General features: G+C 68.7%; 22 protein-coding genes. 14 read left to right on the forward strand and 8 right to left on the reverse strand.

Going from position 1 to position 25804, the window contains the following annotated elements:
* The first annotated feature begins 81 nt into the window (after nt 1-81).
* From uvrA to ACU6WY_RS06170, 10 genes are all read left to right on the forward strand, one after another.
* Nucleotides 82-3021, forward strand: coding sequence for an excinuclease ABC subunit UvrA (gene uvrA, locus ACU6WY_RS06125; RefSeq protein WP_483821563.1), 2940 nt, complete (start codon nt 82-84; stop codon nt 3019-3021).
* 3 nt (nt 3022-3024) lie between these two features.
* Nucleotides 3025-4968, forward strand: coding sequence for an excinuclease ABC subunit UvrC (uvrC, locus tag ACU6WY_RS06130; protein ID WP_483821564.1), 1944 nt, complete (start codon nt 3025-3027; stop codon nt 4966-4968).
* A 31-nt stretch (nt 4969-4999) separates the two neighbouring features.
* Nucleotides 5000-5878 (forward strand): RNase adapter RapZ, encoded by an 879-nt coding sequence (gene rapZ / locus ACU6WY_RS06135; RefSeq protein WP_483821565.1) that lies wholly within the window; start codon nt 5000-5002, stop codon nt 5876-5878.
* 83 nt (nt 5879-5961) lie between these two features.
* Nucleotides 5962-6939: a DNA-binding protein WhiA gene (whiA, locus tag ACU6WY_RS06140; RefSeq protein WP_483821566.1), complete on the forward strand. Its 978-nt coding sequence runs from the start codon at nt 5962-5964 to the stop codon at nt 6937-6939.
* A gap of 173 nt (nt 6940-7112) precedes the next feature.
* Nucleotides 7113-7739 (forward strand): superoxide dismutase, encoded by a 627-nt coding sequence (locus ACU6WY_RS06145; RefSeq protein WP_483821567.1) that lies wholly within the window; start codon nt 7113-7115, stop codon nt 7737-7739.
* Nucleotides 7740-7842: 103 nt separating this feature from the next.
* A complete protein-coding gene (gap, locus tag ACU6WY_RS06150; protein ID WP_483821568.1) occupies nt 7843-8853 on the forward strand; it encodes a type I glyceraldehyde-3-phosphate dehydrogenase in 1011 nt (336 codons plus the stop codon).
* 6 nt (nt 8854-8859) lie between these two features.
* Nucleotides 8860-10074 (forward strand): phosphoglycerate kinase, encoded by a 1215-nt coding sequence (locus tag ACU6WY_RS06155; protein WP_483821569.1) that lies wholly within the window; start codon nt 8860-8862, stop codon nt 10072-10074.
* Nucleotides 10065-10853: a triose-phosphate isomerase gene (tpiA, locus tag ACU6WY_RS06160; RefSeq protein ID WP_483821570.1), complete on the forward strand. Its 789-nt coding sequence runs from the start codon at nt 10065-10067 to the stop codon at nt 10851-10853. Before ACU6WY_RS06155 ends, tpiA begins: the two co-directional genes overlap by 10 nt.
* Nucleotides 10854-10965: 112 nt before the next feature.
* Complete coding sequence (gene secG, locus ACU6WY_RS06165; protein ID WP_292903004.1) at nt 10966-11214, forward strand: preprotein translocase subunit SecG; 249 nt, start codon at nt 10966-10968, stop codon at nt 11212-11214.
* Between the two features lies 1 nt (nt 11215).
* Nucleotides 11216-11569 carry an RNA polymerase-binding protein RbpA gene (locus tag ACU6WY_RS06170; RefSeq protein ID WP_483821571.1) on the forward strand — a complete coding sequence of 118 codons (354 nt, stop codon included), beginning with the start codon at nt 11216-11218 and terminating at the stop codon, nt 11567-11569.
* A gap of 60 nt (nt 11570-11629) precedes the next feature.
* Here the strand turns inward: ACU6WY_RS06170 and pgl are convergent, their stop codons facing one another.
* Genes pgl through tkt form a run of 6 tightly spaced genes read right to left on the reverse strand, consistent with a single transcriptional unit; the run spans nt 11630 to nt 19776 of the window.
* Nucleotides 11630-12421, reverse strand: a complete 792-nt coding sequence (pgl, locus tag ACU6WY_RS06175) for a 6-phosphogluconolactonase (protein WP_483821572.1) — start codon at nt 12419-12421, stop codon at nt 11630-11632.
* Nucleotides 12418-13365 (reverse strand): glucose-6-phosphate dehydrogenase assembly protein OpcA, encoded by a 948-nt coding sequence (locus ACU6WY_RS06180; RefSeq protein ID WP_483821573.1) that lies wholly within the window; start codon nt 13363-13365, stop codon nt 12418-12420. Before ACU6WY_RS06180 ends, pgl begins: the two co-directional genes overlap by 4 nt.
* On the reverse strand, nt 13362-14912 hold the full coding sequence (gene zwf, locus ACU6WY_RS06185) for a glucose-6-phosphate dehydrogenase (RefSeq protein WP_483821574.1): 1551 nt from the start codon (nt 14910-14912) through the stop codon (nt 13362-13364). The genes ACU6WY_RS06180 and zwf overlap by 4 nt, the downstream gene beginning before the upstream one ends.
* A 4-nt stretch (nt 14913-14916) precedes the next feature.
* Nucleotides 14917-16542, reverse strand: a complete 1626-nt coding sequence (locus ACU6WY_RS06190; RefSeq protein WP_483821575.1) for a glucose-6-phosphate isomerase — start codon at nt 16540-16542, stop codon at nt 14917-14919.
* Nucleotides 16539-17660, reverse strand: a complete 1122-nt coding sequence (gene tal / locus ACU6WY_RS06195; RefSeq protein WP_483821576.1) for a transaldolase — start codon at nt 17658-17660, stop codon at nt 16539-16541. Before tal ends, ACU6WY_RS06190 begins: the two co-directional genes overlap by 4 nt.
* A gap of 19 nt (nt 17661-17679) precedes the next feature.
* Nucleotides 17680-19776, reverse strand: a complete 2097-nt coding sequence (tkt, locus tag ACU6WY_RS06200) for a transketolase (protein WP_483821577.1) — start codon at nt 19774-19776, stop codon at nt 17680-17682.
* Between the two features lie 230 nt (nt 19777-20006).
* Here tkt and ACU6WY_RS06205 point away from each other — a divergent pair, with 230 nt between their 5' ends.
* The gene (locus ACU6WY_RS06205; protein ID WP_483821578.1) at nt 20007-20933 is read left to right on the forward strand and encodes a heme o synthase; all 927 of its coding nucleotides are present in this window, start codon (nt 20007-20009) and stop codon (nt 20931-20933) included.
* A 78-nt stretch (nt 20934-21011) separates the two neighbouring features.
* Here the strand turns inward: ACU6WY_RS06205 and ACU6WY_RS06210 are convergent, their stop codons facing one another.
* Both ACU6WY_RS06210 and ACU6WY_RS06215 read right to left on the reverse strand, forming a co-directional pair.
* Nucleotides 21012-21509, reverse strand: a complete 498-nt coding sequence (locus ACU6WY_RS06210; RefSeq protein WP_483821579.1) for a dinucleotide-utilizing enzyme — start codon at nt 21507-21509, stop codon at nt 21012-21014.
* A 112-nt stretch (nt 21510-21621) separates the two neighbouring features.
* Nucleotides 21622-22587 (reverse strand): COX15/CtaA family protein, encoded by a 966-nt coding sequence (locus ACU6WY_RS06215; RefSeq protein ID WP_483821580.1) that lies wholly within the window; start codon nt 22585-22587, stop codon nt 21622-21624.
* A 254-nt stretch (nt 22588-22841) separates the two neighbouring features.
* On the opposite strand from ACU6WY_RS06215, the gene sufB reads away from it, so the two are divergent.
* From sufB to ACU6WY_RS06230, 3 genes are read left to right on the forward strand one after another with little or no spacing between them, the layout of a single operon-like run.
* Nucleotides 22842-24260 (forward strand): Fe-S cluster assembly protein SufB, encoded by a 1419-nt coding sequence (gene sufB, locus ACU6WY_RS06220; RefSeq protein ID WP_483821581.1) that lies wholly within the window; start codon nt 22842-22844, stop codon nt 24258-24260.
* Entirely contained in the window at nt 24261-25454 is a 1194-nt protein-coding gene (sufD, locus tag ACU6WY_RS06225) for a Fe-S cluster assembly protein SufD (RefSeq protein ID WP_483821582.1), read from the forward strand. It abuts the gene before it with no gap.
* Nucleotides 25451-25780 (forward strand): non-heme iron oxygenase ferredoxin subunit, encoded by a 330-nt coding sequence (locus ACU6WY_RS06230; protein WP_483821583.1) that lies wholly within the window; start codon nt 25451-25453, stop codon nt 25778-25780. Before sufD ends, ACU6WY_RS06230 begins: the two co-directional genes overlap by 4 nt.
* Nucleotides 25781-25804: the final 24 nt, after the last annotated feature.

Below are 25804 nucleotides of genomic sequence, written 5' to 3' on the forward strand. Positions count from 1 at the left end.
GCGGGCTCCGCGTGCTCGCTCGGCGTGTGCGCCCGGGGCGAACCCGGGGCCGATGTCGGAGGGGGAACCTACACTTGACGGGTGCCCATCGTTCCTGTCTCGTCCCCCGGAAACACCAGCGGAAAGCTCAGTGTTCGCGGTGCCCGCGTCCACAACTTGAAGAACGTCGACCTCGACATTCCGCGTGACTCGCTCGTGGTGTTCACCGGCCTCTCGGGGTCGGGGAAGTCGAGCCTGGCCTTCGACACGATCTTCGCCGAGGGTCAGCGCCGCTACGTCGAATCCCTGAGCGCCTACGCGCGCCAGTTCCTCGGGCAGGTTGATCGCCCCGACGTCGATTTCATCGAGGGATTGAGCCCCGCGGTCTCGATCGACCAGAAGTCGACGAACCGCAACCCCCGGTCGACCGTCGGCACGATCACCGAGATCCACGACTACATGCGTCTGCTGTGGGCCCGCATCGGTGTGCCGCACTGCCCCGATTGCGGTGCGCGCATCCAGCGTCAGACCGTGCAGCAGATCGCCGACCAGCTCATGGAGCTGCCCGAGCGCACGCGCTACCAGATTGTCGCGCCGGTAGTCACCCAGAAAAAGGGAGAGTTCGTCGACCTCTTCAAGGAGCTGAGCGCAAAGGGCTACGCCCGCGCCGTCGTCGACGGCGAGCTCGTTCAGCTCGCCGAGCCGCCCGTGCTGAAGAAGAGCTACAAGCACGACATCGCCGTCGTCGTCGACCGGCTCGTGGCATCCGGAGACATCCTCGGTCGCGTCACCGACTCGGTCGAGACGGCCCTGGGGTTGGCCGGCGGCATCATGCAGGTCAACTTCGTCGACGAAGAGGGCGATGCCGCCTGGCAGTCGTTCTCCGAGAAGCTCGCGTGCCCCAACGGTCACCCGCTGCAGCTCACCGAGATCGAGCCGCGGACGTTCTCGTTCAATGCGCCGTTCGGCGCGTGCCCGGTGTGTTCGGGTCTGGGCACCCGCATGTCCGTCGACGTCGACCTCATGCTCGGCGACGAGGAGCTCTCGATCCGCGACGGTGCGATCCTGCCGTGGACAACGCAGGGCAAGGGCCTTTTCCAGTACTACGAGCGTCTGCTCGAAGGGCTCGCCCGCGACCTCGACTTCTCGCTCGACACCCCGTGGCGAGACCTCTCGAAAGACGTGCAGAACGCCGTCCTGCGCGGGGAGAACTACAAGGTCACCGTCAAGTGGAAGAACCGGTACGGCCGCGAGATGCGGTACTCGTCGGGCTTCGAGGGTGTCGTGCCCTACATCGAACGGCAGTATCTGCAGGCCGAGTCCGACACCCAGCGCCAGCGGTGGTCGGAGTACCTGCGCGAAGTGCCGTGCGCGGTGTGCGACGGCGACCGTCTCAAGCCCGAGGTGCTGGCGGTGCTCGTGCACGACACGTCGATCGCCGCGGCATCCCGAATGAGCCTGTCCGAGGCGCGTGAGTTCTTCTCGCAGCTCGAGCTGACCGACCGTGAGGCCACGATCGCGGCGGCCGTGCTCCGGGAGATCCGTGCGCGCTTGGACTTCCTCCTGCAGGTGGGACTGAACTACCTCAGCCTCGGGCGCGCCGCCGGCACTCTTTCGGGCGGTGAGGCGCAACGTATTCGTCTGGCCACGCAGATCGGATCGGGTCTGACCGGTGTGCTGTACGTGCTCGACGAGCCGTCCATCGGCCTGCACCAGCGCGACAACCGACGCCTCATCCAGACGCTGGAAACCCTGCGCGACCTCGGCAACACCCTCATCGTCGTCGAACACGACGAAGAGACCATCCACGCCGCCGACTGGGTCGTCGACATCGGCCCGCGTGCCGGCGTCGACGGCGGCAACGTCGTGCACTCCGGCCCCCTGGCCGAGCTGCTCACCGACGACCGCTCGCTGACGGGCGCCTACCTGTCGGGACGTCGGTCGATCGAAGCGCCGAAGACACGACGCAAGATCGACAAGAAGCGGCAGGTGACGGTCGTCGGCGCTCGCGAGAACAACCTGCAGAACGTCACGGTCGACTTCCCGCTCGGGGTGCTGACCTCGGTGACCGGCGTCAGCGGTTCGGGAAAGTCGACGCTGGTCAACGGCATCCTGTACGAAGTACTCGCGTCCAAGCTCAACGGTGCACGGCGCGTGCCGGGCAAGCACACCCGCGTGACGGGCCTCGACAACCTCGACAAGGTCGTGCACGTCGACCAGGCGCCGATCGGCCGCACCCCGCGGTCGAACCCCGCCACCTACACCGGCGTGTTCGACCGCATCCGGACGCTCTTCAGCGAGACGCCCGAGGCAAAGGTGCGCGGCTACCAGGCCGGGCGCTTCAGCTTCAATGTCAAGGGCGGCCGCTGTGAGGCGTGCTCCGGAGACGGCACGTTGAAGATCGAGATGAACTTCCTCCCCGACGTGTACGTCGACTGCGAGGTCTGCCACGGCAAGCGGTACAACCGCGACACGCTCTCGGTGCACTACAAGGGCAAGAACATCGCCGAGGTGCTCGAGATGCCCATCTCCGAGGCCGCGGAGTTCTTCGAGCCGATCCAGGCGATCCACCGCTACCTGAAGACCCTCGTCGACGTCGGACTCGGATACGTCCGGCTCGGGCAGTCGGCGACGACGCTGTCGGGCGGCGAGGCACAGCGCGTCAAGCTCGCGACCGAGCTGCAGCGGCGGAGCAACGGCCGGTCGATCTACGTGCTCGACGAACCGACGACGGGTCTGCACTTCGAAGACGTGTCGCTGCTGCTGAAGGTGCTGAACGGGCTGGTCGACAAGGGCAACACGGTCATCGTCATCGAGCACAACCTCGACGTCATCAAGAGTTCGGACTGGGTCATCGACCTCGGACCCGAGGGGGGTGCCGGCGGCGGCACGATCGTGGCGACCGGGACGCCCGAGCAGGTGGCCACGGTCGCCGAGAGCCACACGGGGGCGTTCCTCGCCGAGCTTCTCGAGACCGGTCGTACCGGTGCGCAGCGCAACACCGCCGAGCGCGAGCCGGAACTGGCCCGCGCGGGAGCCTGAGCCGTGGCATCCCGAGAACGGGTGTCGCACCTGCCGTACCGACCGAAGCCGGGGGAGATCCCGACGAATCCGGGCGTGTACCGCTTTCGCGACGCCGAGGGGCGCGTGCTGTACGTCGGCAAGGCGAAGAACCTGCGCGCCCGGTTGTCGAACTACTTCGCCCCGCTGTACTCGCTACACGAGCGCACGCGGCGGATGGTGACGACGGCGTCGTCGGTCGAGTGGACGGTCGTCCCCAGCGACGTCGACTCGCTGCAGCTGGAGTACATGTGGATCAAGGAGTTCGATCCGCCCTTCAACGTGCGCTACCGCGACGACAAGTCGTACCCGTTCATGGCGATCACGCTCGCCGATGAGGCGCCACGCGTGATCGTCACGCGCAACGCCAAGATCCGCGGGGCCAAGTATTTCGGGCCGTACCCGAAGGTGTGGGCGGTGCACGACACGATCGACCTGATGATCAAGGTCTTCCCGATCCGCACGTGCAGCGACGCCTCGTACAGAAAGGCGATGCAGTCGGGCCGGCCCTGTTTCCCGGGCCAGATCGGCCGGTGCGGCGGCCCCTGCTCGATGGAGGTCACGATCGAGGAGCACCGTGCGATCGTCGACGACTTCGTCGCGTTCATGTCGGGCGGCGACCAGCGCTTCGCCAAGGCGCTCACCGCCCGGATGATGGAGGCCTCGGCCGCCATGGACTACGAGGCTGCCGCCCGCTATCGCGACAAGTTGCAGGCCATCGACGCGGTGCTCGGGAAGAGCGCGCTCGTGCTGGCCTCCGACACGGATGCCGACCTCTTCGGGATCGCGGAAGACGAGCTGGCCGCGACCGTGCAGCACTTCGTCGTGCGCGGCGGACGCGTGCGCGGTGTGCGGGCGACCACGATCGAGAAAGAACTCGACATCTCCGGCGCGGATCTGGTCGATCAGGTGCTCCAGCGCACGTACGGCGACGCCGCGCCCGGCGATATCCCCCGGCAGGTGCTCGTGCCCGAGTTGCCCGACGACGCCGAGCAGATCGAGTCGTGGCTGCGCGAACGCCGTGGGCGGCCGGTGAGCGTGCAGGTGGCCCAGCGCGGTCCCAAGTCCGATCTGCTCAAGACGGCGACGCTGAACGCCCAGCAGGCGCTCATGCTGCACAAGACGCGGCGCACGAGTGACTACGTCGCGCGGTCTCAAGCGCTCACCGACCTGCAGGAGGCACTCGGCCTGACCGAGGCACCGTTGCGCATCGAGTGCTACGACGTTTCGCACCTGGCGGGCACCAACGTGGTGGCATCCATGGTCGTCTTCGAAGACGGTCTGCCCCGCAAAGACCAGTACCGCTCGTTCGGCGTCGCCGAAACCACCGACGACACCGATTCGCTCTACCAGGTGCTGAAGCGGCGACTCGCGTACCTCGACCGACCCGATGACGACGAGCCCGAGACGCTCGGCGGGGCGATCGTCGCCGACGCCGAGAGCCCCGACGCCACGGCCGAGGGCGAGGTGGTGACGATCCGCAAGCGCCCGCGCTTCGCCTACCGGCCGCAGTTGCTCGTGGTCGACGGTGGGCAACCGCAGGTGGCGGCGGCGGCCCGGGCCCTCGCGGATGCCGGTCACGAGGAAATCGCGCTGTGCGGCATCGCCAAGCGGCTCGAAGAAGTGTGGTTGCCGGGGGAGGAGTATCCGGTCATCCTTCCGCGCACCTCGGAAGCGCTGTACCTGCTGCAGAGGCTCCGCGACGAAGCGCACCGGTTCGCCATCACGCATCAGCGCAAGCGCCGCAAGCGCGACATCACGAGCGTGCTGACCGAGGTGCCCGGGCTCGGCGACACCCGCATCAAGGCGCTGCTTCGGCATTTCGGTTCGGTGACGGCGTTGAAGAACGCCACGCCGGACGAAATCACGGCTCTTCCCGGCATCGGTCCGACCCTCGCCGAGGCGATCCACACGCGCTTGTCTCGATAGGCTGGGGATCCCCGACGAAAGGGCGAAGATCATGCAGGAGGCCCGGGAGGCGCCCGGTGAGGTGCTGATCGTCACGGGGATGTCGGGGGCCGGACGCTCGACGGTTGCCAACGCGCTGGAAGACCTCGACTGGTACGTCGTCGACAACCTCCCCCCGCGTATGCTGCGCCCGCTGCTGGAGCTCACCGAGCGGGCCGGCGGGGCCGTGCCCCGGGTCGCCGTCGTGGTCGATGTGCGCGGCCGCAGCCTCTTCGGCGATCTTCCCGAGGCGATGCGCGCGCTCCAGGCGGCGCGGCAAGTGCGCGTGGTGTTCCTGGATGCCTCCGACGCGGTGCTCGTGCGGCGGTTCGAGGCCGTGCGTCGACCGCACCCTCTGCAGGGCGATGGCACGATTCTCGACGGCATCCGACGCGAACGAGAGCGGCTGACGCCCGTCCGCGAGGCCGCCGACGTCGTGATCGACACCTCGGCGTACAACGTGCACCAGCTGTCGTTGCGGACTGTCCAGCTTTTCGGCGAGGAGGGCGCGGCTCGCCACACGGTGACGCTCATGAGCTTCGGGTTCAAGTACGGGCTCCCCACCGATGTCGACCTGGTCGCCGACATGCGCTTTCTTCCCAATCCCTTTTGGAACGAACAGCTGCGTCCCCTGACGGGCGAGGACGCCACGGTGCGCGACTTCGTGCTCGGCCAGGAGGGGGCGGCGGAGTTCCTCGAGGCGTATGCCGCCGCTCTACGCCCGGTGCTGGAGGGGTACCAGCGCGAGAACAAACGGCATTCCGTCGTGGCGATCGGCTGCACGGGGGGCAAGCACCGGTCCGTCGTCATGGCGCGAGAACTCGCGGAGCGTCTCGCCGACGTCTCCGGCGTCGCCGTTCGAGTGGCCGATCGCGACCTCGGCCGCGAGTAGGCTGTACCCTCGTCCCCGCCGCCTCGACAGCCTCACCCGCGTTGTCGACCGCGTTGCCCCCTCGTCCTGAACCAAGGAGAACCGTGCCGCTGACCGCCGACGTGAAGGCCGAGCTCATCACCGTACGCGACCCGCGTCCGACGGCGCGCGTCGCCGAGCTCACGGCGATCCTGCGCTTCTCCGGGGGCCTGCACTCGATCGCGAACCGCGTCGCCGTCGAGGCCGAGTTGGACTCCGACGTCCTCGCCCGCCGCGTTGCGCGCGACCTCATGGAGCTCTACGGCGTCCGTCCCGAACTGCACCACGTGCAGGGATCCGGTGGGCGCACGGGCGGTCACTTCGCCGTGCGCGTGATCGAGGCCGGAGAGACCCTCGCGCGCCAAACGGGTCTGCTCGACCAGCGCCGTCGCCCGGTGCGCGGACTCCCCAACAAGCTCACGACGGGGTCTCGCCCCGACCTCAGCGCCATCTGGCGTGGTGCGTTCCTGGCCAGCGGCTCGCTCAGCGACCCCGGCCGTTCGGCTGCGCTGGAGATCTCCTGCCCGTCGTCGGAGGCCGCGATGGCTCTCGTGGGCGCCGGGCACCGCATCGGCATCCCGGCCAAGGCCCGCGAGGTGCGCGGCGTCCCGCGCGTCGTCGTGCGCGACGGCGAAGCGATCCGCGGAGCCCTGTACGAGATGGGCGCCCGCCGCACGGCGGGGGAGTGGGATCAGATGCGCCAGCGCCGCGAAGTGCGCGCCGGTGTCAACCGACTGGTCAACTTCGACGACGCCAACCTCCGTCGCTCCGCGCAGGCGGCCGTCGCCGCGTGCGCGCGCGTCGAGCGCGCCCTGGAGATCCTCGGCGACGAGGTTCCCGATCACCTGCAGCAGGCGGGTGAGCTGCGCCTGGCGCACCGTGACGCGAGCCTCGACGAGCTCGGGCACCACGCGGATCCGCCACTGACGAAGGATGCCGTCGCCGGTCGCATCCGTCGGCTCCTCGCGATGGCCGACAAGAAGGCGGAGGCCGAGGGGATCCCCGGGACGGAAGCGGCCGTGCCGGTGGGTGCGGACGACTGACCGCGTTCCTTGCCACGAAGAACGGATGCCGAGACCCTCGGCATCCGTTTTGCGTTACTGGGCGTCATTCGGGGAAGCAACCCCGTGGTCCGTGCGTTGCCCCTCGGTAGGATGAACACGTCACCCTCGCTGCGCCGAGGTCTCGGTGCAGCGCCGATTCGGAAGTAGAGAACATGGCGAAGTACACGCTGCCCGAACTGCCCTACGACTACTCCGCGCTGGAGCCTCACATCAGCGCGACCATCATGGAGCTGCACCACAGCAAGCACCACCAGACGTACGTCAACGGCGCGAACACCGCGCTCGACCTGCTCGCCGAAGCGCGCGAGAAGGGCGACTTCGCGAACATCAACCGCCTGCAGAAGGACCTCGCGTTCAACCTCGGTGGCCACACGAACCACTCCATCTTCTGGACGAACCTCTCGCCCAACGGTGGCGACAAGCCCACCGGCGACCTCGAGGCCGCGATCGACGACCAGTTCGGCTCGTTCGACGCCTTCCGCGGTCAGTTCACCGCCGCCGCGCTCGGTGTGCAGGGCTCGGGCTGGGCCGGACTGTTCTGGGACTCCATCGGCGAGAACCTGGTCATCCAGCAGTTCTTCGACCAGCAGGGTCAGATCGTCGCGGGCACCGTTCCGCTGCTGCTGCTCGACGTGTGGGAGCACGCCTACTACCTCGACTACAAGAACGTGCGCGCGGACTACGTGAAGGCGTTCTGGAACATCGCCAACTGGGCCGATGCGCAGGAGCGCTTCTCGGCCGCCCGTGAGAAGACCGCGGGTCTGCTGGTACTGTCGTAAACGGCGCGGGCGTCCCGGTGGACACCCCGCCGGGACGCCGTTGTCCGCCAGCGAATACCGCACTCTCGCGCACCTCGCGCATGACTGATTCAGGAGAAATTCCGTGACCGTCAAGATCGGAATCAACGGCTTCGGCCGTATCGGACGCAACTACCTCCGCGCGGCTCTCGCGCAGGGCGCTGACCTCGAAATCGTGGCGGTGAACGACCTCACCGACAACAAGACCCTGGCTCACCTGCTCAAGTACGACTCCGTCGGAGGCGTCCTGAGCGAAGAGGTCTCGTACACCGAAGACTCCATCACCGTCGGCGACAAGACCATCAAGGTCTTCGAAGAGCGCGACCCCGCCAACCTCCCCTGGGGCGAGCTCGGTGTCGACATCGTCATCGAGTCGACGGGCCGCTTCACCAAGGCCGAAGACGCCAAGAAGCACGTCGCCGGTGGCGCCAAGAAGGTGCTCATCTCGGCTCCGGCTTCGGGTGACGACGCCACCATCGTCATGGGTGTGAACGAAGAGACGTACAACCCCGAGACCGACGTCATCATCTCGAACGCCTCGTGCACCACGAACTGCCTCGCCCCGCTGGCGAAGGTGTTCAACGACGCCTTCGGCATCGAGCGCGGCTTCATGATGACGGCCCACGCCTACACGGCCGACCAGAACCTGCAGGACGGCCCGCACGGCGACCTGCGTCGTGCGCGCGGCGCGGCGATCAACATCGTCCCCGCCTCCACCGGTGCCGCCAAGGCCATCGGTCTGGTCCTGCCGGAGCTCAACGGCAAGCTCAGCGGCTCGTCGTACCGCGTTCCGGTCCCCACCGGCTCGATCGTCGACCTCACCATCGTCACCCCCACCGAGGGACTGACGGTCGACCAGGTCAACGAGGTCTACAAGAAGGCCGCTGCCGAGGGTCGCCTCAACGGCATCCTGCAGTACACCGAGGACCCGATCGTCTCCAGCGACATCCAGGGCAACCCGCACTCGTCGATCTTCGACGCCGAGCTGACCAACGTCAGTGGCAACCTCGTCAAGGTCTCGTCGTGGTACGACAACGAGTGGGGCTACTCGAACCGCCTCGTCGACCTGACCGAGTACGTCGCCGAGCGTCTCTGACCCTCCATGGCTCTGCGCACCCTCGAATCGCTGGGGTCGCTGGCCGGCACGCGCGTCATCGTCCGTTGTGACCTGAACGTCCCCCTCAAGGACGGCGTCATCACGGACGATGGCCGCGTGCGCGCCTCGCTTCCAACCCTCAACGCCCTGATCAACGCCGGCGCCCGCGTCGTCGTGTGTTCACACCTCGGGCGCCCCGACGGATCGCCCGACCCCAAGTACTCCCTCGAGCCGGTCGCGCAGCGTCTGTCCGAGCTGCTTGGTCAGCCGGTCGCGTTCGCCCGCGACACGGTGGGCGACTCCGCCCGCGAGGCGGTCGCCTCGCTCGAAGACGGTGAGGTCGCCGTCATCGAGAACCTCCGCTTCAACGCGGGGGAGACCTCCAAAGACGAGATCGAGCGTCAGGCGTTCGCGCGCCAGCTCGCCGAGCTGGGCGACGCGCTGGTGTCCGACGGCTTCGGCGTCGTGCACCGCAAGCAGGCGAGCGTCTACGACCTCGCCCAGATCGTGCCCTCCGCGGCAGGGCTCCTCATTCAGAAGGAGCTCGAGGTTCTCGACCGTCTGACCGAGAACCCCGAGCGCCCGTACACGGTCGTGCTCGGCGGATCCAAGGTCAGCGACAAGCTGGGTGTCATCGAGCACCTGCTTCCGCGCGTGGACCGGCTGCTGGTGGGCGGGGGAATGATGTTCACGTTCCTCGCCGCCGAGGGCAACAAGGTCGGCGCGAGCCTGCTCGAGAAGGACCAGATCGACACCGTGACGGGCTACCTGGCCACGGCCAAGGAGCGCGGCGTCGAGATCGTCCTGCCCGTGGATGCCGTTGTGGCGGCGTCGTTCTCGGCCGAGGCCGAGCACGTGGTCGCCGACGCCGTCGCGCTGGAGGAGACCCCCTTCGGCGCCTCGGGGCTGGGCCTGGACATCGGGCCCCGCACGGCCGACCTCTTCGCCGAGGCGATCCGCGGCTCGCGCACCGTCTTCTGGAACGGCCCGATGGGTGTGTTCGAGATGGCCGCGTTCGCCGCGGGTACCCAGACGGTTGCTCAAGCCCTCACCGAGGTCCATGGTCTCAGCGTTGTCGGTGGTGGTGACTCGGCCGCGGCCGTGCGTCAGCTCGGCTTCACGGATGACCAGTTCGGTCACATCTCCACCGGTGGCGGCGCCAGCTTGGAGTTCCTCGAAGGCAAGAAGCTCCCCGGACTGGAGGTCCTCGGATGGCAGTGAATAGAACCCCTCTCATCGCCGGCAACTGGAAGATGAACCTCGACCACCTTCAGGCGGTTGCGTTCGTTCAGAAGCTGCACTGGACGCTGAAGGAAGCCAAGCACGAGAGCGCGAGCGTCGAGGTGGCGGTCTTCCCGCCCTTCACCGACCTGCGGACCGTGCAGACGCTCCTGGACGCCGACAAGATCGAGTTCGCGCTCGGTGGTCAGGACCTTTCGACCCACGACTCCGGCGCGTACACCGGTGAGATCTCGGGCCAGTTCCTGGCCAAGCTCGATGCGACCTACGTCATCATCGGGCACTCCGAGCGTCGTCAGTTCCACCACGAGACCGACGAGGTCATCGCGGCCAAGACGCAGGCGGCCCTCCGTCACGGTCTGGTTCCGGTGATCTGCGTGGGGGAGACCTCGGAGGACCTCGAGAAGTTCGGCGCCAGCGCCGTGCCCGTGGGGCAGCTCGAGGTCGCGCTCGAGGGCGTGGCATCCGATGCCGACATCGTGGTGGCGTACGAGCCGGTTTGGGCCATCGGCTCGGGCCAGGCGGCGACCCCCGATCAGGCGCAGGACGTGTGCGCGAAGCTCCGTGCCGTCATCGCTGAGAAGCTGGGCGCCGACGCCGCTGCGCGCACGCGCATCCTCTACGGCGGTTCGGTGAAGTCGGGCAACATCGCCGGCTTCATGCGCGAGCCCGACGTCGACGGCGCCCTGGTGGGCGGGGCGAGCCTCGTCGTGGACGAGTTCGCCGCGATCATCCGCTACCAGAAGCACGTCGGGGTCTGATCCCCGTCGGATGCCCGCGGCTCACCGCCGCGGGCATCCGTGTGCCCGGCCCGCCTCCCCGTATACTTGACGCTTGTGCGGTCGTTCCGGCCGCTGCGAAAGGCTTTCGACAGTGCAGATTCTCGAGTTCGTCCTGCAGGTTTTCCTGGGCGTGACCAGCCTCCTGCTGACCCTGCTCATCCTGCTTCACAAAGGACGTGGGGGCGGCCTGTCCGACATGTTCGGCGGCGGCATGAGTTCGGCGATGGGGTCCTCCGGCCTGGCCGAACGTAACCTCAACCGATTCACGATCGTGCTCGCGCTGGTGTGGTTCGTCACCATCGTCGGTCTCGGTCTCCTCACCAAGTTCGCGGAGCTCTGACATGGCCACTGGTGGCAACGCCATCCGCGGCACGCGCGTCGGCGCGGGTCCGATGGGAGAACAGGACCACGGCTTCCACGCCGATCGTGTCGCGGTCTCGTACTGGGACGCCCTCGGTAACGAGACGGTCCGCTATTTCGCCGCGGGCATCCCCGACGACGAGATCCCCGAGACCATCGACTCGCCCCACTCCGGCCTTCCCGCCGGTCGCGACAAGGCGAACCCCCCGGCTCTGGCCAAGACCGAGCCCTACAAGACGCACCTGGCCTACGTGAAGGAGCGCCGCACCGACGAAGAAGCGGCGTCGCTTCTCGACGACGCGCTCCAGCAGCTGCGCGAGCGCCGCGGCCAGTAACGCCCGTAAACAGAAGAGACCGGATGCCATGGCATCCGGTCTCTTCTGTTTGTCACGGAGTCAGTACTCGCGGTCGATGAGCTGCGGCGGCACCTGGTCGGCCGCGGCCTCGTCGACGAAGAAGGCCGTGCGCCGGCGGCCCTTGGCTCCGGCGGCCGGGACGCTCTGGTAGCTCGCGCCGGCGAGGGCGAGCCCGAGAGCAGCGGCCTTGTCGGCGCCGGCGATGACCATCCACACGCGCTTGGACGAGTTGATCACCGGGCGCGTGAGCGAGATGCGCTCGGGCGGCGGCTTGGGGGAGTCGCGCACCGGCACGGTCGCCCGGTCGGTGACGGCGATCTCCGCGCGATCCGGGAACAGCGACGCGATGTGGGCGTCGGGTCCGACGCCCAGGAAGCAGATGTCGAACGAGGGCCAGGGCCCCGTCTCGCTGCGATCCGACGGGGCGAACTGCGCCAGGTCGTCGGCGTACGCGATGGCGGCGGCATCCAGATCGAGACCGTCGTCGGTCGAGGCGACCGAGTGAACGTTCTCGACGGGGATGTCGAGGGCGTCCAGGAACGCTGCCCGCGCCTGAGCGTCGTTGCGGTCGGGGGAGTCGCGCGGCACGAAGCGCTCGTCGCCGAACCAGAAGTGCACGAGCGACCAATCGATCTCGGCCGCGCGGGGGTCGCGCGCCGCAGACCGCAGGACCGCTCCGCCCATCGTTCCGCCCGTGAGGCAGATGTGCATGCGCTTGCCCTCGGCCACGCGCTTGACGACACGGTTCATGAACCGCGTCGCGACGTAGTCGGCGAGAGCCTCGGCATCCTGCTTGATGATCACCTGTTTGGTGGAGCCGTTCTCGGTCATCGCCCGCTCCGCTCGTCGAGGGTCCGCAGCAGGTGGGTGCACTCGGTGAGTACGCGACCGTAGAGCACGTCGGGGTCGAGCCGGCGCAGCTCCTCGGCCAGGCACTCGCGGAGGGTGCGGCGCGGGAAATCGAGCTCGTGCGTGGGCTGACCGGGCTGCGTGAGCACCGCGACGCCGGGCGTCGGCCGTTCCAGCAGCGTATCGCCGCTGGCACGGACCAGGCGCACCGACTTGATGCCGCCGGCCCACTCCTCGGCGGGGAGGTAGCGGTAGGAGACGGGGACCTCGAGCTTCAGCCCGAGCCACGCAGCCAGGAGGGCCGTGGAGGGCGAGTCACTCGACCCCGCGACGTCGATCGCGGTGACCGGCTCGTACGGCGGTTGGTCGAGGACAGCGGCCAGCTGCTCGCGCCAGCGGGTGACACGGGTCCACGCGAAGTCGGTGTCGCCGGGAGCGTAGTGCTCGCCCAGGTGCGCGACCCACTCCGTCGGGTCGGGCTGCGATGAGGCGTCGGTGATGCGGCGCTGCGCGATGCGGCCGATCTCGGATCGCGCCGGATCGGCCGGAGCCCCGCCGGGCCACCAGGCCACGACCGGAGCGTCGGGGAGCAGAAGGCCGGTGACCAGGCTCTCGGCGTTGGACGCGGCCGCTCCGTGGGCGCGCAGGACGACGACCTCGCTCGCGCCGGCGTCGCCGCCCACGCGGATCTGCGCGTCGAGACGAGGCTCGTCGTTCTCGTCGCCGAAGAGCACGGCGATGACGCGCATCGGGTGCTCGCGCGAGGCGTCGTTCGCGGCCTCGATGACCTCTTCTTCGGCGCCGCGGTCGGTCACGATGATGAGCGTCAGCACGCGGCCCAGAGCGACGGCGCCGCCCTCTTCGCGGACGCTCACCAGCTTCTTCGAGATGGCGCTGACGGTGGTGTCGGGCAGGTCGATGATCACGGGCGCCTCCAGGTGCGGCCGTCGCGGGCGAGAAGGTCATCGGCGGATGCCGGCCCCCACGATCCGGGTGAGTACTGTTCCAGCGGTCCGCCCTGGGCGGCCCAGAACTCCTCGATCGGGTCGAGGATCTTCCAGCTGAGCTCCACCTCTTCGTGCCGCGGGAACAGCGGCGGGTCACCCAGGAGCACGTCGAGAATGAGGCGCTCGTAGGCTTCGGGGCTGGCCTCGGTGAAGGCATGGCCGTAGCCGAAGTCCATCGTCACGTCGCGCACCTGCGTGCCGTCACCGGGGACCTTCGAGCCGAACCGGATCGTGACGCCCTCATCGGGCTGCACACGGATGACGAGGGCGTTCTGCCCGAGCTCCTGCGTCTGGCTGCGCGAGAACAGCTGCTGCGGAGCACGCTTGAAGACCACGGCGACCTCGGTGACGCGGCGTCCGAGACGTTTTCCGCTGCGGACGTAGAACGGCACGCCCGACCAGCGGCGCGTGTTGATCTCGAGCTTGATCGCCGCGTAGGTCTCGGTGACCGACTCCGGGTTCATGCCGTCTTCCTGGAGGAAACCGAGGACCTTCTCACCGCCCTGCCAGCCGCCGGCGTACTGCCCGCGCGCCGTCGCCTCGGCGAGGTTCTCGGGCAGCCGGACCGCGGCGAGCACCTTCTCTTTCTCGGCGCGCAGATCTGCGGCGTTGAAGCTGATGGGCTCCTCCATCGCGGTGAGCGCCAGGAGCTGGAGCAGGTGGTTCTGGATGACGTCGCGCGCCGCGCCGATGCCGTCGTAGTACCCGGCTCGTCCACCGACGCCGATGTCTTCGGCCATCGTGATCTGCACGTGGTCCACGTAGTTGCGGTTCCAGATCGGCTCGTACAGCTCGTTCGCGAACCGCAGCGCCAGGATGTTCTGCACCGTCTCTTTGCCGAGGTAGTGGTCGATGCGGAAGATCGAGTCTGCCGGGAACGCGCTCTCGACGACCTCGTTCAGCTCCCGGGCCGAGGCGAGGTCGTGGCCGAACGGCTTCTCGATGACGACGCGCCGCCAGCCGGTCGCGCCGTCGGCGCCGTCTCCCACGAGGCCGGAGGCCTTGAGCTGCGTGGTGACGAGCGGGAACGCCTTCGGCGGGATCGAGAGGTAGTACGCGTGATTGCCCATCGTGCCGCGCTCGGTGTCGAGATTGTCGACGGTCTCGCGGAGACGACGGAACGCCTCGGGGTCGTCGAACTCGCCCTGGACGAAGCGGATGCCCTCGAGCAGCTCCTGCCACGTCTCCTCGCGGAACTCCGTGCGGGCGTACTTCTGGACCGATTCGTGCACGACCTTCGCGAAGTCCTGGTCCTCCCAGTCGCGGCGGGCGAAGCCGACGAGTGCGAATCCGGGAGGAAGGAGCCCGCGGTTGGCCAGGTCGTACACGGCCGGCATGAGCTTCTTACGGGAAAGGTCTCCGGTGACGCCGAAGATGACCAGCGCGCTGGGACCGGCGATGCGGTTCAGGCGTCGATCCTCGGGATCGCGGAGGGGATTGTGTCCGGGTGAGATCTCTACGACCATGCTGTTACTGCGCCGCCTCGAAGAGTGAAAGCACCTCGACCTGCGGGTCGGTCAGCGTCAGCGTGACGACGGGACGGCCGTGGCCCTCCGCCAGCACGCTCGCGTTGCCCGCGGCCTGTGCGTGGATGAGCTGACCGAACGTGAACGGGCGACCCGGAATCTCGAGGTCGACATCGGTGCGTTCGGTGATCTGGAGGAAGACTCCGTTGGCGGGGCCTCCCTTGTGGTACTGCCCCGTGGAGTGGAGGAACCGAGGCCCCCACCCGAAGGTCGTGGGGCGCCCGGCGTCCGCGGCCACCAGCTCGCGCAGACCCGCGAGCTGCGGGAGATCGAGACGGTTCACGTACGCCTGGATGCTGACATACCCGTCGGCGGGAACCGATGCCCAGAGGGCCTCCAGCACGCCGGCGACCGTCCCCGAGGCCGCGAGGGCCGGGTCGGACACACGGACTTCGACGCCATCGGCGACGAACGCCGCGGCCGTGGGGGCGGGCTGCGCATCGAGCAGTCCCCGCGCCGCACTCTTTGCGGATTCGACGTCGGGCTGATCGAACGGGTCGATGCCGAGCATGCGACCCGCGATCGCGGTGGCGTACTCCCACACCACGAACTGCGCGCCGAGCGAGCCGCTGACCAGCACCTCGCCCTCGTGCCGGTCGAAGAGGTGGAACGCGTCGGCGTGATCGACGAAGCGCACGATCTGCAGATCGTCGGGCTTCGTGTCGAGCTCCGGCGAGACCGGGAGCAGGACGACGGGCAGGATGCCGGTGCCGTCCTTGCCCGTGGACTCGGCGACGAGCTGCTCGATCCAGTCCGGCAGACCCGGAAGATGGCCCCCGTCGGTGACGAGGCCCAGCTTGTCTCGGCGCTGGGCTCCACCACCGGCGATGGCTGCAGCGAGCACGAGCGCGGGGTTCTCGGGGGAGTCGATGGCGACCTCGAGCAGCGTGGCATCCGCCTCGTCGAGGAGGTCGTCGATGTCGACGCCCGCCAGGCCCGCGGGGACCAGCCCGAAGGCGGTGAGCGCCGAGTACCGCCCGCCGACGGTGGGGTCGGCGGTGAAGACGCGGTAGCCGTCGGCACGCGCCGACTGCTCGAGTGGTGAGCCGGGATCGGTCACCACAACGATGCGCTCGGCGGGGTCGATGCCGAGATCACGGAATGCCGCTTCGAACGCGCGCTTTGCCGAATCGGTCTCGATCGTCGAGCCCGACTTGCTGGAAACGACGAGCACCGTCTCGCGCAGACCCCCTGCTTCGGCGTCTCCGTCGATGGCGGCCAGCACCTGGCCCGGGGCGGTCGAGTCGAGGATCACCAGCGGTACGCCGGCCGATTGCGCGATGACCTCGGGCGCGAGCGACGATCCGCCCATGCCCGCGAGCACCACGCGCGTCACGCCCTGCGCGACATAGGAGTCGCGCAGGGCGGTGATCTCGGCCACGAGCGGGCGCGACACGGCGACGGCCTGCACCCACCCCAGACGGCGCGACGCCTCGTCCTCCGCCGCGGGGCCCCACAGGGTGGGGTCGCCCGCGGTGATGCCGGAGGCGACGAGCGAGCCGGTGAGTGCCGGGAGCTCGGCGTCGACGACCGACTTGACGTGGCCGGTGACCTTGACGGCGAAGCTCACTTCGCGGCCTGGGCGCTTCCGGCCTCGAGCGCGGTGGCGACGGTGTCCTGCAGTTCGTGCCAGGAGGCGATGAACTTCTCGACACCCTCGTCTTCGAGCGTCTGGGTCGCGTCGGTGAGGTCGACGCCGACCGCGGCGAGGCGGTCGAACACGTCGTGTGCCTCGGCGTAGGCGCCGGTGATGGTGTCACCGGCGATGACGGCGTGGTCGAAGGTCGCCTCGAGCGTCTTCTCGGGCATCGTGTTCACGGTGCCGGGAGCGACGAGCTCGGTCACGTAGAGCGTGTCGGGCAGCGCCGGGTCCTTGACGCCGGTCGAGGCCCACAGCGGACGCTGCACGGTGGCACCGGCGGCGAGCAGCTGCGTGGCGCGCTCCTCGGCGAACTTCTGCTCGTACAGCTCGTACGCCAGGCGTGCGTTGGCGATTCCGGCCGTGCCCTTGAGGGCGGCGGCCTCGTCGGTGCCGAGCGCGGCGAGGCGCTTGTCGACCTCGGTGTCCACGCGCGAGACGAAGAACGACGCGACCGACTGGAGGGTGGCGATGTCGTGGCCGGCGTCACGGGCCTTCTCGACACCGGCCAGGTAGGCGTCGATGACCTCGGCGTACCGCTCCAGGCTGAAGATGAGCGTGACGTTGACCGAGATGCCCGCACCGATGACCTCGGTGATCGCGGGCAGGCCCGCCTTGGTCGCGGGGATCTTGATCAGCACGTTCTTGCGGTCCACGCGCGCCGCCAGGTCTTTGGCCTGCGCGATGGTGCCCTCGGTGTCGTGCGCGAGGTCGGGGGAGACCTCGATCGACACGCGACCGTCGACGCCGTTGGTCTGCTCGAAGACGGGCTGGAAGATGTCGCACGCGTCGCGCACGTCGTCGGTGGTGATCGAGAAGATCGCCTCGTCGACGCTCGCGCCGGCGGCGGCGAGCTCGTGGACCTGACCCTCGTACGCCTCACCCTTGGAGAGGGCGCCGGCGAAGATCGTGGGGTTGGTCGTGACGCCGGAGACGTTGCGCTGGGCGATGAGCTCGGCGAGGTTGCCCGACTGGATGCGCTGACGCGAGAGGTCGTCGAGCCAGATGCTGACGCCCTCGGCGGAGAGCTGCTGGGTGGGAGTGCTCATTGTTCTGGTTCTCCTGGTCTTACTTCGCGGCGGCGATCGACTCGCGCGCGGCCGACACAACGGCCTCGGCGGTGATGCCGAACTTCTGGAAGAGGGTCTTGTAGTCGGCCGAGGCACCGAAGTGCTCGATGGCGACCGAACGGCCGGCGTCGCCGACGATGCCGTGCCAGCTGAGCGCCGAACCGGCCTCCACCGACACGCGGGCCTTCACCGACGACGGCAGCACCGATTCGCGGTACGCCTCGTCCTGCTCGGCGAACCACTCCAGCGACGGCGCGGACACCACGCGGGCGTGAACGCCCTCGGCGGCGAGGGTTTCGCGCGCCTGCACGGCCAGCTGCACCTCGGAGCCGGTGGCGATGAGGATGACATCGGGCTCGCCGTTCGCGGCTTCCGCGAGCACATACGCGCCCTTGACCGCGTGGGCAGCCGAGGCGAACTCGTCGCCGCTGGCCTCGCCCGCGCCGCGCGGGAACACCGGGATGTTCTGACGCGTGAGCGCGATACCCGCGGGACCGGCGGTGCGACGGAGCATCTCGAGCCACACGACCGAGGTCTCGTTGGCGTCCGCCGGACGGACCATCGCGAAGTTCGGGATGGCACGCAGGGTGGCGAGCTGCTCGATCGGCTGGTGCGTCGGGCCGTCTTCGCCGAGCGCGACCGAGTCGTGCGTCCAGACGAAGATCGTCGGGATGTTCATCAGGGCGGCCAGGCGCACCGGCGGGCGCATGTAGTCGCTGAAGATGAGGAACGTGCCACCGAAGGGGCGCGTCGGGCCGTGCAGGACGATGCCGTTGAGGATCGCGCCCATCGCGTGCTCGCGGATGCCGAAGTGGAGCACACGGCCGTAGGGGTCGCCCGACCACTCGTGCGTCGACCACTCGGATGGGATGAAGGACTTGGCGTTCTTGATCGTGGTGAGGTTCGACTCGGCGAGGTCGGCCGAACCGCCCCAGAGCTCGGGGAGCTCGGCGGCGAGGGCGTTGATGACCGTGCCCGACGCGGCGCGCGTCGAGACGTCTTTACCGGCCTCGAATGCGGGGAGCGCGTCGGCGATGTCGGCGGGGAGCTCCCGCGCCTGCAGGCGGTCCCAGAGCTGCTTGCGCTCGGGGTGAGCCGCAGCCCAGGCGTCGAACTTCTCCTGCCAGGCGGCCTTTTCGGCCTCGCCGCGCTCCACGAGCTGGCGGGTGTGGGAGATGACCTCGTCGGCCACGGCGAAGTTCTGCTCGGGGTCGAAACCGAGAACCTCTTTGGTGGCGCGGAGCTCGTCGGCGCCGAGCGCCGAACCGTGGATCTTGCCGGAGTTCTGCTTGCCGGGGGAGGGCCACCCGATGATCGTCTTGAGGACGATCAGCGACGGCTTGCTCGTCTCGCCCTTGGCGGCCTCGATGGCCGCGTGGAGCTCGGCGACGTCTTCGACGTACTCGCCGGTCTTCTTCCAGTCCACCGTCTGCACGTGCCAGCCGTACGACTCGTACCGCTTCTGCACGTCTTCGGTGAAGGCGACGTTCGTGTCGTCCTCGATCGAGATCTGGTTGGAGTCGTAGATCGCGATGAGGTTGCCGAGCTCCTGGTGACCGGCGAGCGAGGAGGCCTCGCTCGTGACGCCCTCCTGCAGGTCGCCGTCACCGGCGATGACGTACACGTAGTGGTCGAAGGGGCTCTCACCGGCCGGAGTCTCGGGGTCGAACAGCCCGCGCTCGTAGCGCGCCGCGTACGCGAACCCGACCGAGGATGCCAGGCCCTGACCGAGCGGGCCGGTCGTGATCTCGACGCCGTCGGTGTGGCCGAATTCGGGGTGGCCGGGGGTCAGCGAGCCCCACGTGCGCAGAGCCTCGAGGTCTTTCAGCTCGAGGCCGAATCCGCCGAGGTAGAGCTGCACGTACTGGGTGAGCGAGGAGTGGCCCACCGAGAGGATGAAACGGTCGCGCCCGGGCCAGTGCACGTCGGCCGGGTCGTGGCGCATGACCCGCTGATACAGCAGGTACGCGGCCGGTGCCAGTGACATCGCGGTGCCCGGGTGTCCGTTGCCCACCTTCTCGACGGCATCTGCCGCCAGAATGCGGGCGGTGTCCACCGCGCGCCGATCGATCTCATCCCATTCGAAGTCCGACAACACGGTCGCCTTTCTCGATAGAGCGCCCCGGTCACGATCCGACGCCGCACTCACCGCCGTAGGGGTGGGAGTGGGGTGGGGGTGTCGGCGCTGGGCGCGCATTCAGGGCCAGCATAGCGAGATCGGCGCGGCCCGGCGCCTCCTCGTGACGGGGGTCGACAGGCGGGCGGAGGTATGCACGGGATGCCATAGAATCGAGAGGAATCCGCAACGCTCTACCCCGGGGGACGATGGACATCTCGACGACGTCGCACGTCACTGCGACGACCGATCGCCGCTCCGTCGGACGCACCGTCCGGGCCTACGTCGCCCTGACGAAGCCGAGGGTTCTCGAGCTTCTGCTCGTCACCACCGTTCCGGTGATGATCCTGGCCGCGCGTGGCCTGCCCGACCTGTGGTTGATTCTCGCCACGGTCATCGGCGGCTCGCTGAGCGCCGGTTCGGCCGCCGCGTTCAACATGTACCTCGACCGCGACATCGACGCGCACATGCAGCGCACCGTGAATCGGCCGCTGGTCACGGGCGAGGTCTCGCCCCGCGGCGCGCTGACCTTCGCGTGGACGCTCGCGGTCGGCTCGACGGTGTGGTTGTGGGCCTTCACCAATCCGCTCGCGGCGGCACTGTCCGCCGGCGCGATCTTCTTCTACGTCGTGATCTACACGATGATCCTCAAGCGTCGCACCGAGCAGAACATCGTCTGGGGCGGCATCGCGGGCTGCTTCCCGGTGCTCATCGGGTGGTCGGCGGTCACGGGCTCGCTGTCCTGGTCCGCGCTCATCCTCTTCGCCCTGGTGTTCCTCTGGACCCCTCCGCACTACTGGCCGCTGTCCATGAAGTACGCCGACCAGTACGACGAGGTCGACGTGCCGATGCTCGGCGCGACTCGCAGCGGGTCGCAGGTGGGTCTGCAGGTCATCCTGTACGCGTGGGCGACGGTGGCGTGCTCGCTGCTGCTCATCCCGGTGGCATCCATGGGTGTGGTGTACACCGTCTCGGCTCTGGTGTTCGGTGGGTGGTTCATCTACGAGTCGCACCGCCTGTACTCGCGTGCCGTGCAGGGCGGCGAGCCGCGGCCCATGCGCGTCTTCCACGCCTCCATCACGTACCTCACGCTGCTCTTCGTGGCGATCGCGGTCGACCCGCTCCTGCCCTTCTGAGGCCGGTCGCCCCGTTCACGAGAAACCGCCCGCTCCCGAATGCTCGGGGGCGGGCGGTTTCGTCTGTGCGGCGTGCGCTCAGCGGCGCGTCGGGTCTTCGTCCGTGTCGACGGCGGCGGCTGCCTGCGGCGGCGCGGGGGCGTCGGACGGGGTCTCGACGTCGGCGTCCTCCAGAGCCACGGGTGCGGTGCTGGGGGCCGGAGCGCTCGGAGCGGCGGGAACCGCGGATGCGGCCGGGGCGGAGAACACCGCGGGCTCGGGTGCGCTTTCCTCATCGCTCGTCCAGTCGATGGCTTCGACGGCCACATCGGGACGGGGGCGGGTGGTCACGACGGCGGCCACAGCGAGGGCGGCGACGAGACCGAGAGCACCCGCTCCGACCACGGCGGCTCCCACGGTGACCCACGACTGGGCGACGTAGACGGTCACGACCGTCGCGTTGGGGTCATTGAGCACCGCCTGCATCGCGTCGATCCCCCGGAGGACGATCACGAGCCCCGCGATGACGGCGGCCAGGGAGCCGGCCACGAGCACCCAGAACGGGATGCTGGTGACCAGGCGGGGACGAGTCTGCATGGAATGAACTCCTTCGATTCCGGGCACGGTCGGCACCGGAGGGTCCACAGTCTCGCACGCGCCGGAACGCCAGCTCTGTGCCGCCGATGAATCGGCTATGAACGGTCGGGTGTCAGCCGCGCGCCGTCGCGACCGTTTCGCGGGCGTCGACACCGGGTGCCACCGCGGGGCTCTTCAGTCGCAAGACCACGACCGTCATGGCCGCGGCCGTGAGGGCGGCGAGCACCATGTGTGTGCCCACAGCGAACTCCGGCAGCCCGTTGCGCGCCTGGTAGAGGCCGACGGCGATCTGCACCACCTCGATCGCCAGCAGTGCCGTCGCCCACCGGCGGACCCGCAGACGGAGGCGCCAGGCCGCCACGACGACCGCGAGGGTCAGCGCGAACAGCGCGTACCCAGGCCAGGCGTGGACGTGCTCGAGGATCTCGGCGTCGAAGCCGTTGCGCTGGACGGCGGCGGCGTCGCCCGAGTGGGGGCCTGCGCCGGTGGTGAGGACCCCGAAGACGATCGTGACCGCGAGCACGGCGGTGGTGGCGTGGACGAGCCCGGCGAACCAGCCCGGCACCGCCCGGGCCCGCGGACCCGCGGGGAGATACATGAGGGTGAGGAACGCCGCGCACACCGTGACCAGGGCGACCGAGGCGAGGTAGTGGAATCCGACGATGAAGGGGTTCAGGCCCGTGAGAACGGTGATGCCGCCGACGATCGCCTGGGCGACGATGCCGCCGAGCACGATGAGCGAGAGCACGAAGAGCGCACGGCGCTCGCGACGCATCCGCCACACGAGCACGACGACGGCCAGGGCCAGGATGCCGACGAGCCCGGTGAGAGTGCGGTTGCCGAACTCGATGATCCCGTGGATACCCATCTCGGGGGTGTTCACGAGCGAGTCGGGGGTGCACCGGGGCCACGTCGGGCAGCCGAGGCCCGACCCGGTCAGGCGCACCGCCCCGCCGGTGCCGATGATGAGCACCTCGGCGAGGAACGACAGCCATGCGAAGACCCGGACGCGACGGTCGACGTCGGTCGGGAGCCAGTCGATGAGGCGCGAGGCGCGGGGGGACGGGGCAGTGGACATGCGCGCAGCCTCCTGGCGGCGGAGCGCTCGGGGCGATGCGCCGGGTGCGCGCCGTGCCGGGAGCGGGTGTTGCCTGTAGAATCAAAGGGTCTTCGGGATGCGGCGCTCACGCGTTCCGCACCCTGACAGTCTAGGCGCGCAGCCAGCGCCTTCGAGCGGGCCCACCAGCGACCTTCCTGTGACTCCAACCGGAGTTCTTCTTGGAATGTCGGGACGGATGACACCGTTGAGGCCCGAGAAGGAGAGTGATCACCATGTCCGATGTACTCATCGACCGACCAGAGCTCGAAAGCCTGGGGCAATACGAGTTCGGCTGGCACGACACCGATGCCGCGGGCGCACTCGCCCAGCGCGGCATCAACGAAGACGTCGTGCGTGGCATCTCCGCTCTGAAGTCCGAGCCGGAGTGGATGCTGAAGACGCGTCTCAAGGGCTACCAGCTCTTCGGGCGCAAGCCCATGCCCACGTGGGGCGCCGATCTCTCGGAGATCGACTTCGACAACATCAAGTACTTCGTGCGCTCGACCGAGAAGCAGGCGCAGACGTGGGAGGACCTCCCCGAGGAGATCCGCAACACCTACGAGAAGCTCGGCATCCCCGAGGCTGAGCGTCAGCGTCTCGTCGCCGGCGTCGCCGCCCAGTACGAGTCCGAGGTCGTCTACCACCAGATCCGCGAGGACCTCGAGCAGCAGGGTGTCATCTTCATGGACACCGACACGGCGCTGCGCGAGCACCCCGAGTTCTTCGAGGAATACTTCGGCACGGTCATCCCCGCGGGCGACAACAAGTTCGCGGCCCTGAACACGGCCGTGTGGTCGGGCGGTTCGTTCGTCTACGTCCCCAAGGGCGTGCACGTCGAGATCCCGCTGCAGGCGTACTTCCGCATCAACACCGAGAACATGGGTCAGTTCGAGCGGACCCTGATCATCGCCGACGAAGACAGCTACGTTCACTACATCGAGGGCTGCACGGCCCCGATCTACAAGAGCGACTCGCTGCACTCGGCCGTCGTCGAGATCATCGTGAAGAAGAACGCCCGCGTGCGGTACACGACGATCCAGAACTGGTCGAACAACGTCTACAACCTCGTCACCAAGCGCGCCGTCGCCCACGAGGGCGCGACGATGGAGTGGGTCGACGGCAACATCGGCTCCAAGGTGACGATGAAGTACCCGTCGATCTACCTCATGGGCGAGCACGCCAAGGGCGAGACGCTCTCGGTCGCCTTCGCGGGCCCGGGTCAGCACCAGGATGCCGGCGCGAAGATGATCCACATGGCGCCGTACACGCAGTCCTCGATCGTCTCCAAGTCGATCGCCCGCGGCGGTGGCCGTGCCGGATACCGGGGCGAAGTGCGAGTGGATGCCAATGCGCACCACTCCGCGAACACCGTGAGGTGCGACGCTCTGTTGGTCGACACGATCTCGCGCTCCGACACGTACCCCGCGATCGACATTCGCGTCGACGACGTGCAGCTCGGTCACGAGGCCACCGTGTCGAAGGTCAGCGAAGAGCAGCTGTTCTACCTGCAGTCCCGCGGTCTCCCCGAGGACGAGGCCATGGCCATGATCGTGCGCGGGTTCATCGAGCCCATCGCGCGCGAGCTGCCCATGGAATACGCGCTCGAGCTCAACAAGCTCATCGAGATGGGCATGGAAGGATCCGTCGGTTAAATGACGACTGCGACCCAGACCCCCGCGGGCGCCGCGGAGGGTCACATCGACCCGGCCGCGCTCGTGGCATCCGTCGTTCCCGTGCAGACGCGCTCGGAGCGTCCGACCTCGTTCGACCCGGCGGACTTCGGCACGCCCACTGGCCGTGAGGTCAACTGGAAGCTGACCCCGATCGACCGGCTCGCGCCGCTGTTCGCCGACGAGGCCGGCGCCGAGGGCGTCATACAGGTGGACGTGTCCGCGCCCGAGGCGGTGCAGCAGCTTCGCCTCGCCGCGGGCGACGCGCCCCGGGGCGAGCACTTCCGCCCGGAGGATCTCACTGCGGCCCTGGCATGGACACACGAGCCCGACGCGCCCCTGCTGCGGATTCCGGCGAACGTCGAGCTCGACGAGCCGATCGTCGTGCGCCTGACCGGCACGGGCGGCCTCGCGCACGCCCACGTCGTCATCGAGGCGCAGCCGAACTCGCGCGGCACCGTCGTGCTGCGTCACGAGGGCACGGCGCACCACGCGCAGAACGTCGAGATTCTCGTGCGCGACGGAGCCGACCTCACGGTCGTGTCGGTGCAGAAGTGGAACGATGACGCCCTCCACGCCGCGTCCCACCAGGCGCGGGTCGACCGCGACGCCAAGCTCACGCACGTCGTGGTCAGCTTCGGCGGCGGCGTGGTCCGGGTGAACCCGTCGGTCGAGCTCTCGGGTGCCGGCAGCGAGGGGCGGCTGTACGGTCTGTCGTTCGCCGACGCCGGCCAGCACCTGGAGTCGCAGGTGTACCTGCACCACAAGGGTCCGCACACGGTCGGCGACGTGCTCTACAAGGGCGCGCTGCAGGGCGAGAGTGCGCGCAGCGTGTGGATCGGCGACGTGCTCATCGGACACGAGGCCACCGGCACCGACTCGTACGAGGCGAACCGCAACCTCGTGCTCACCGACGGTGCGCGCGCCGACTCGATCCCCAACCTCGAGATCGAGACGGGCGACATCCAGGGCGCGGGCCACGCCAGCGCCACCGGTCGCTTCGACGATGAGCAGCTGTTCTACCTCCAGGCTCGCGGTATCGCCGAGGGCGAGGCGCGCCGTCTCGTCGTGCTCGGGTTCCTCAGCGAGATCGTCCAGCGGATCGGCATCCCGGAGCTCGAGACCGAGCTGATCGAGGCCATCGAGCGCGAGCTGGCCGAGGGAGCCCCGGCGTGACCGCGTCGCGTGTCTGCGCGCTGAGCGACCTCGTCCAGGACGAGGCCCGCCGGGTCGAGGTCGACGGCGTCGCGATGGCTGTCGTGCTCGACGGCAACGGCGACGTGCACGCGATCGGAGACGTCTGCACCCACGGCGACATCTCGCTGTCCGACGGCTTCGTCGAGGGCGAGACGTTGGAATGCTGGGCGCACGGTTCGGCGTTCTCGCTGAAGACCGGTCGCCCCCTCAACCTCCCGGCCTACGAGCCGGTCCCCGTGTACGAGGTCGTGATCGACGGCGACGACGTGCTCATCGACCCCGCCGTCACCAAGGCGACGGCCTGACGGCCCTCGCCCCCACCGACTCCC

The sequence above is a fragment of the Microbacterium sp. ZW3a genome, from assembly GCF_057167165.1.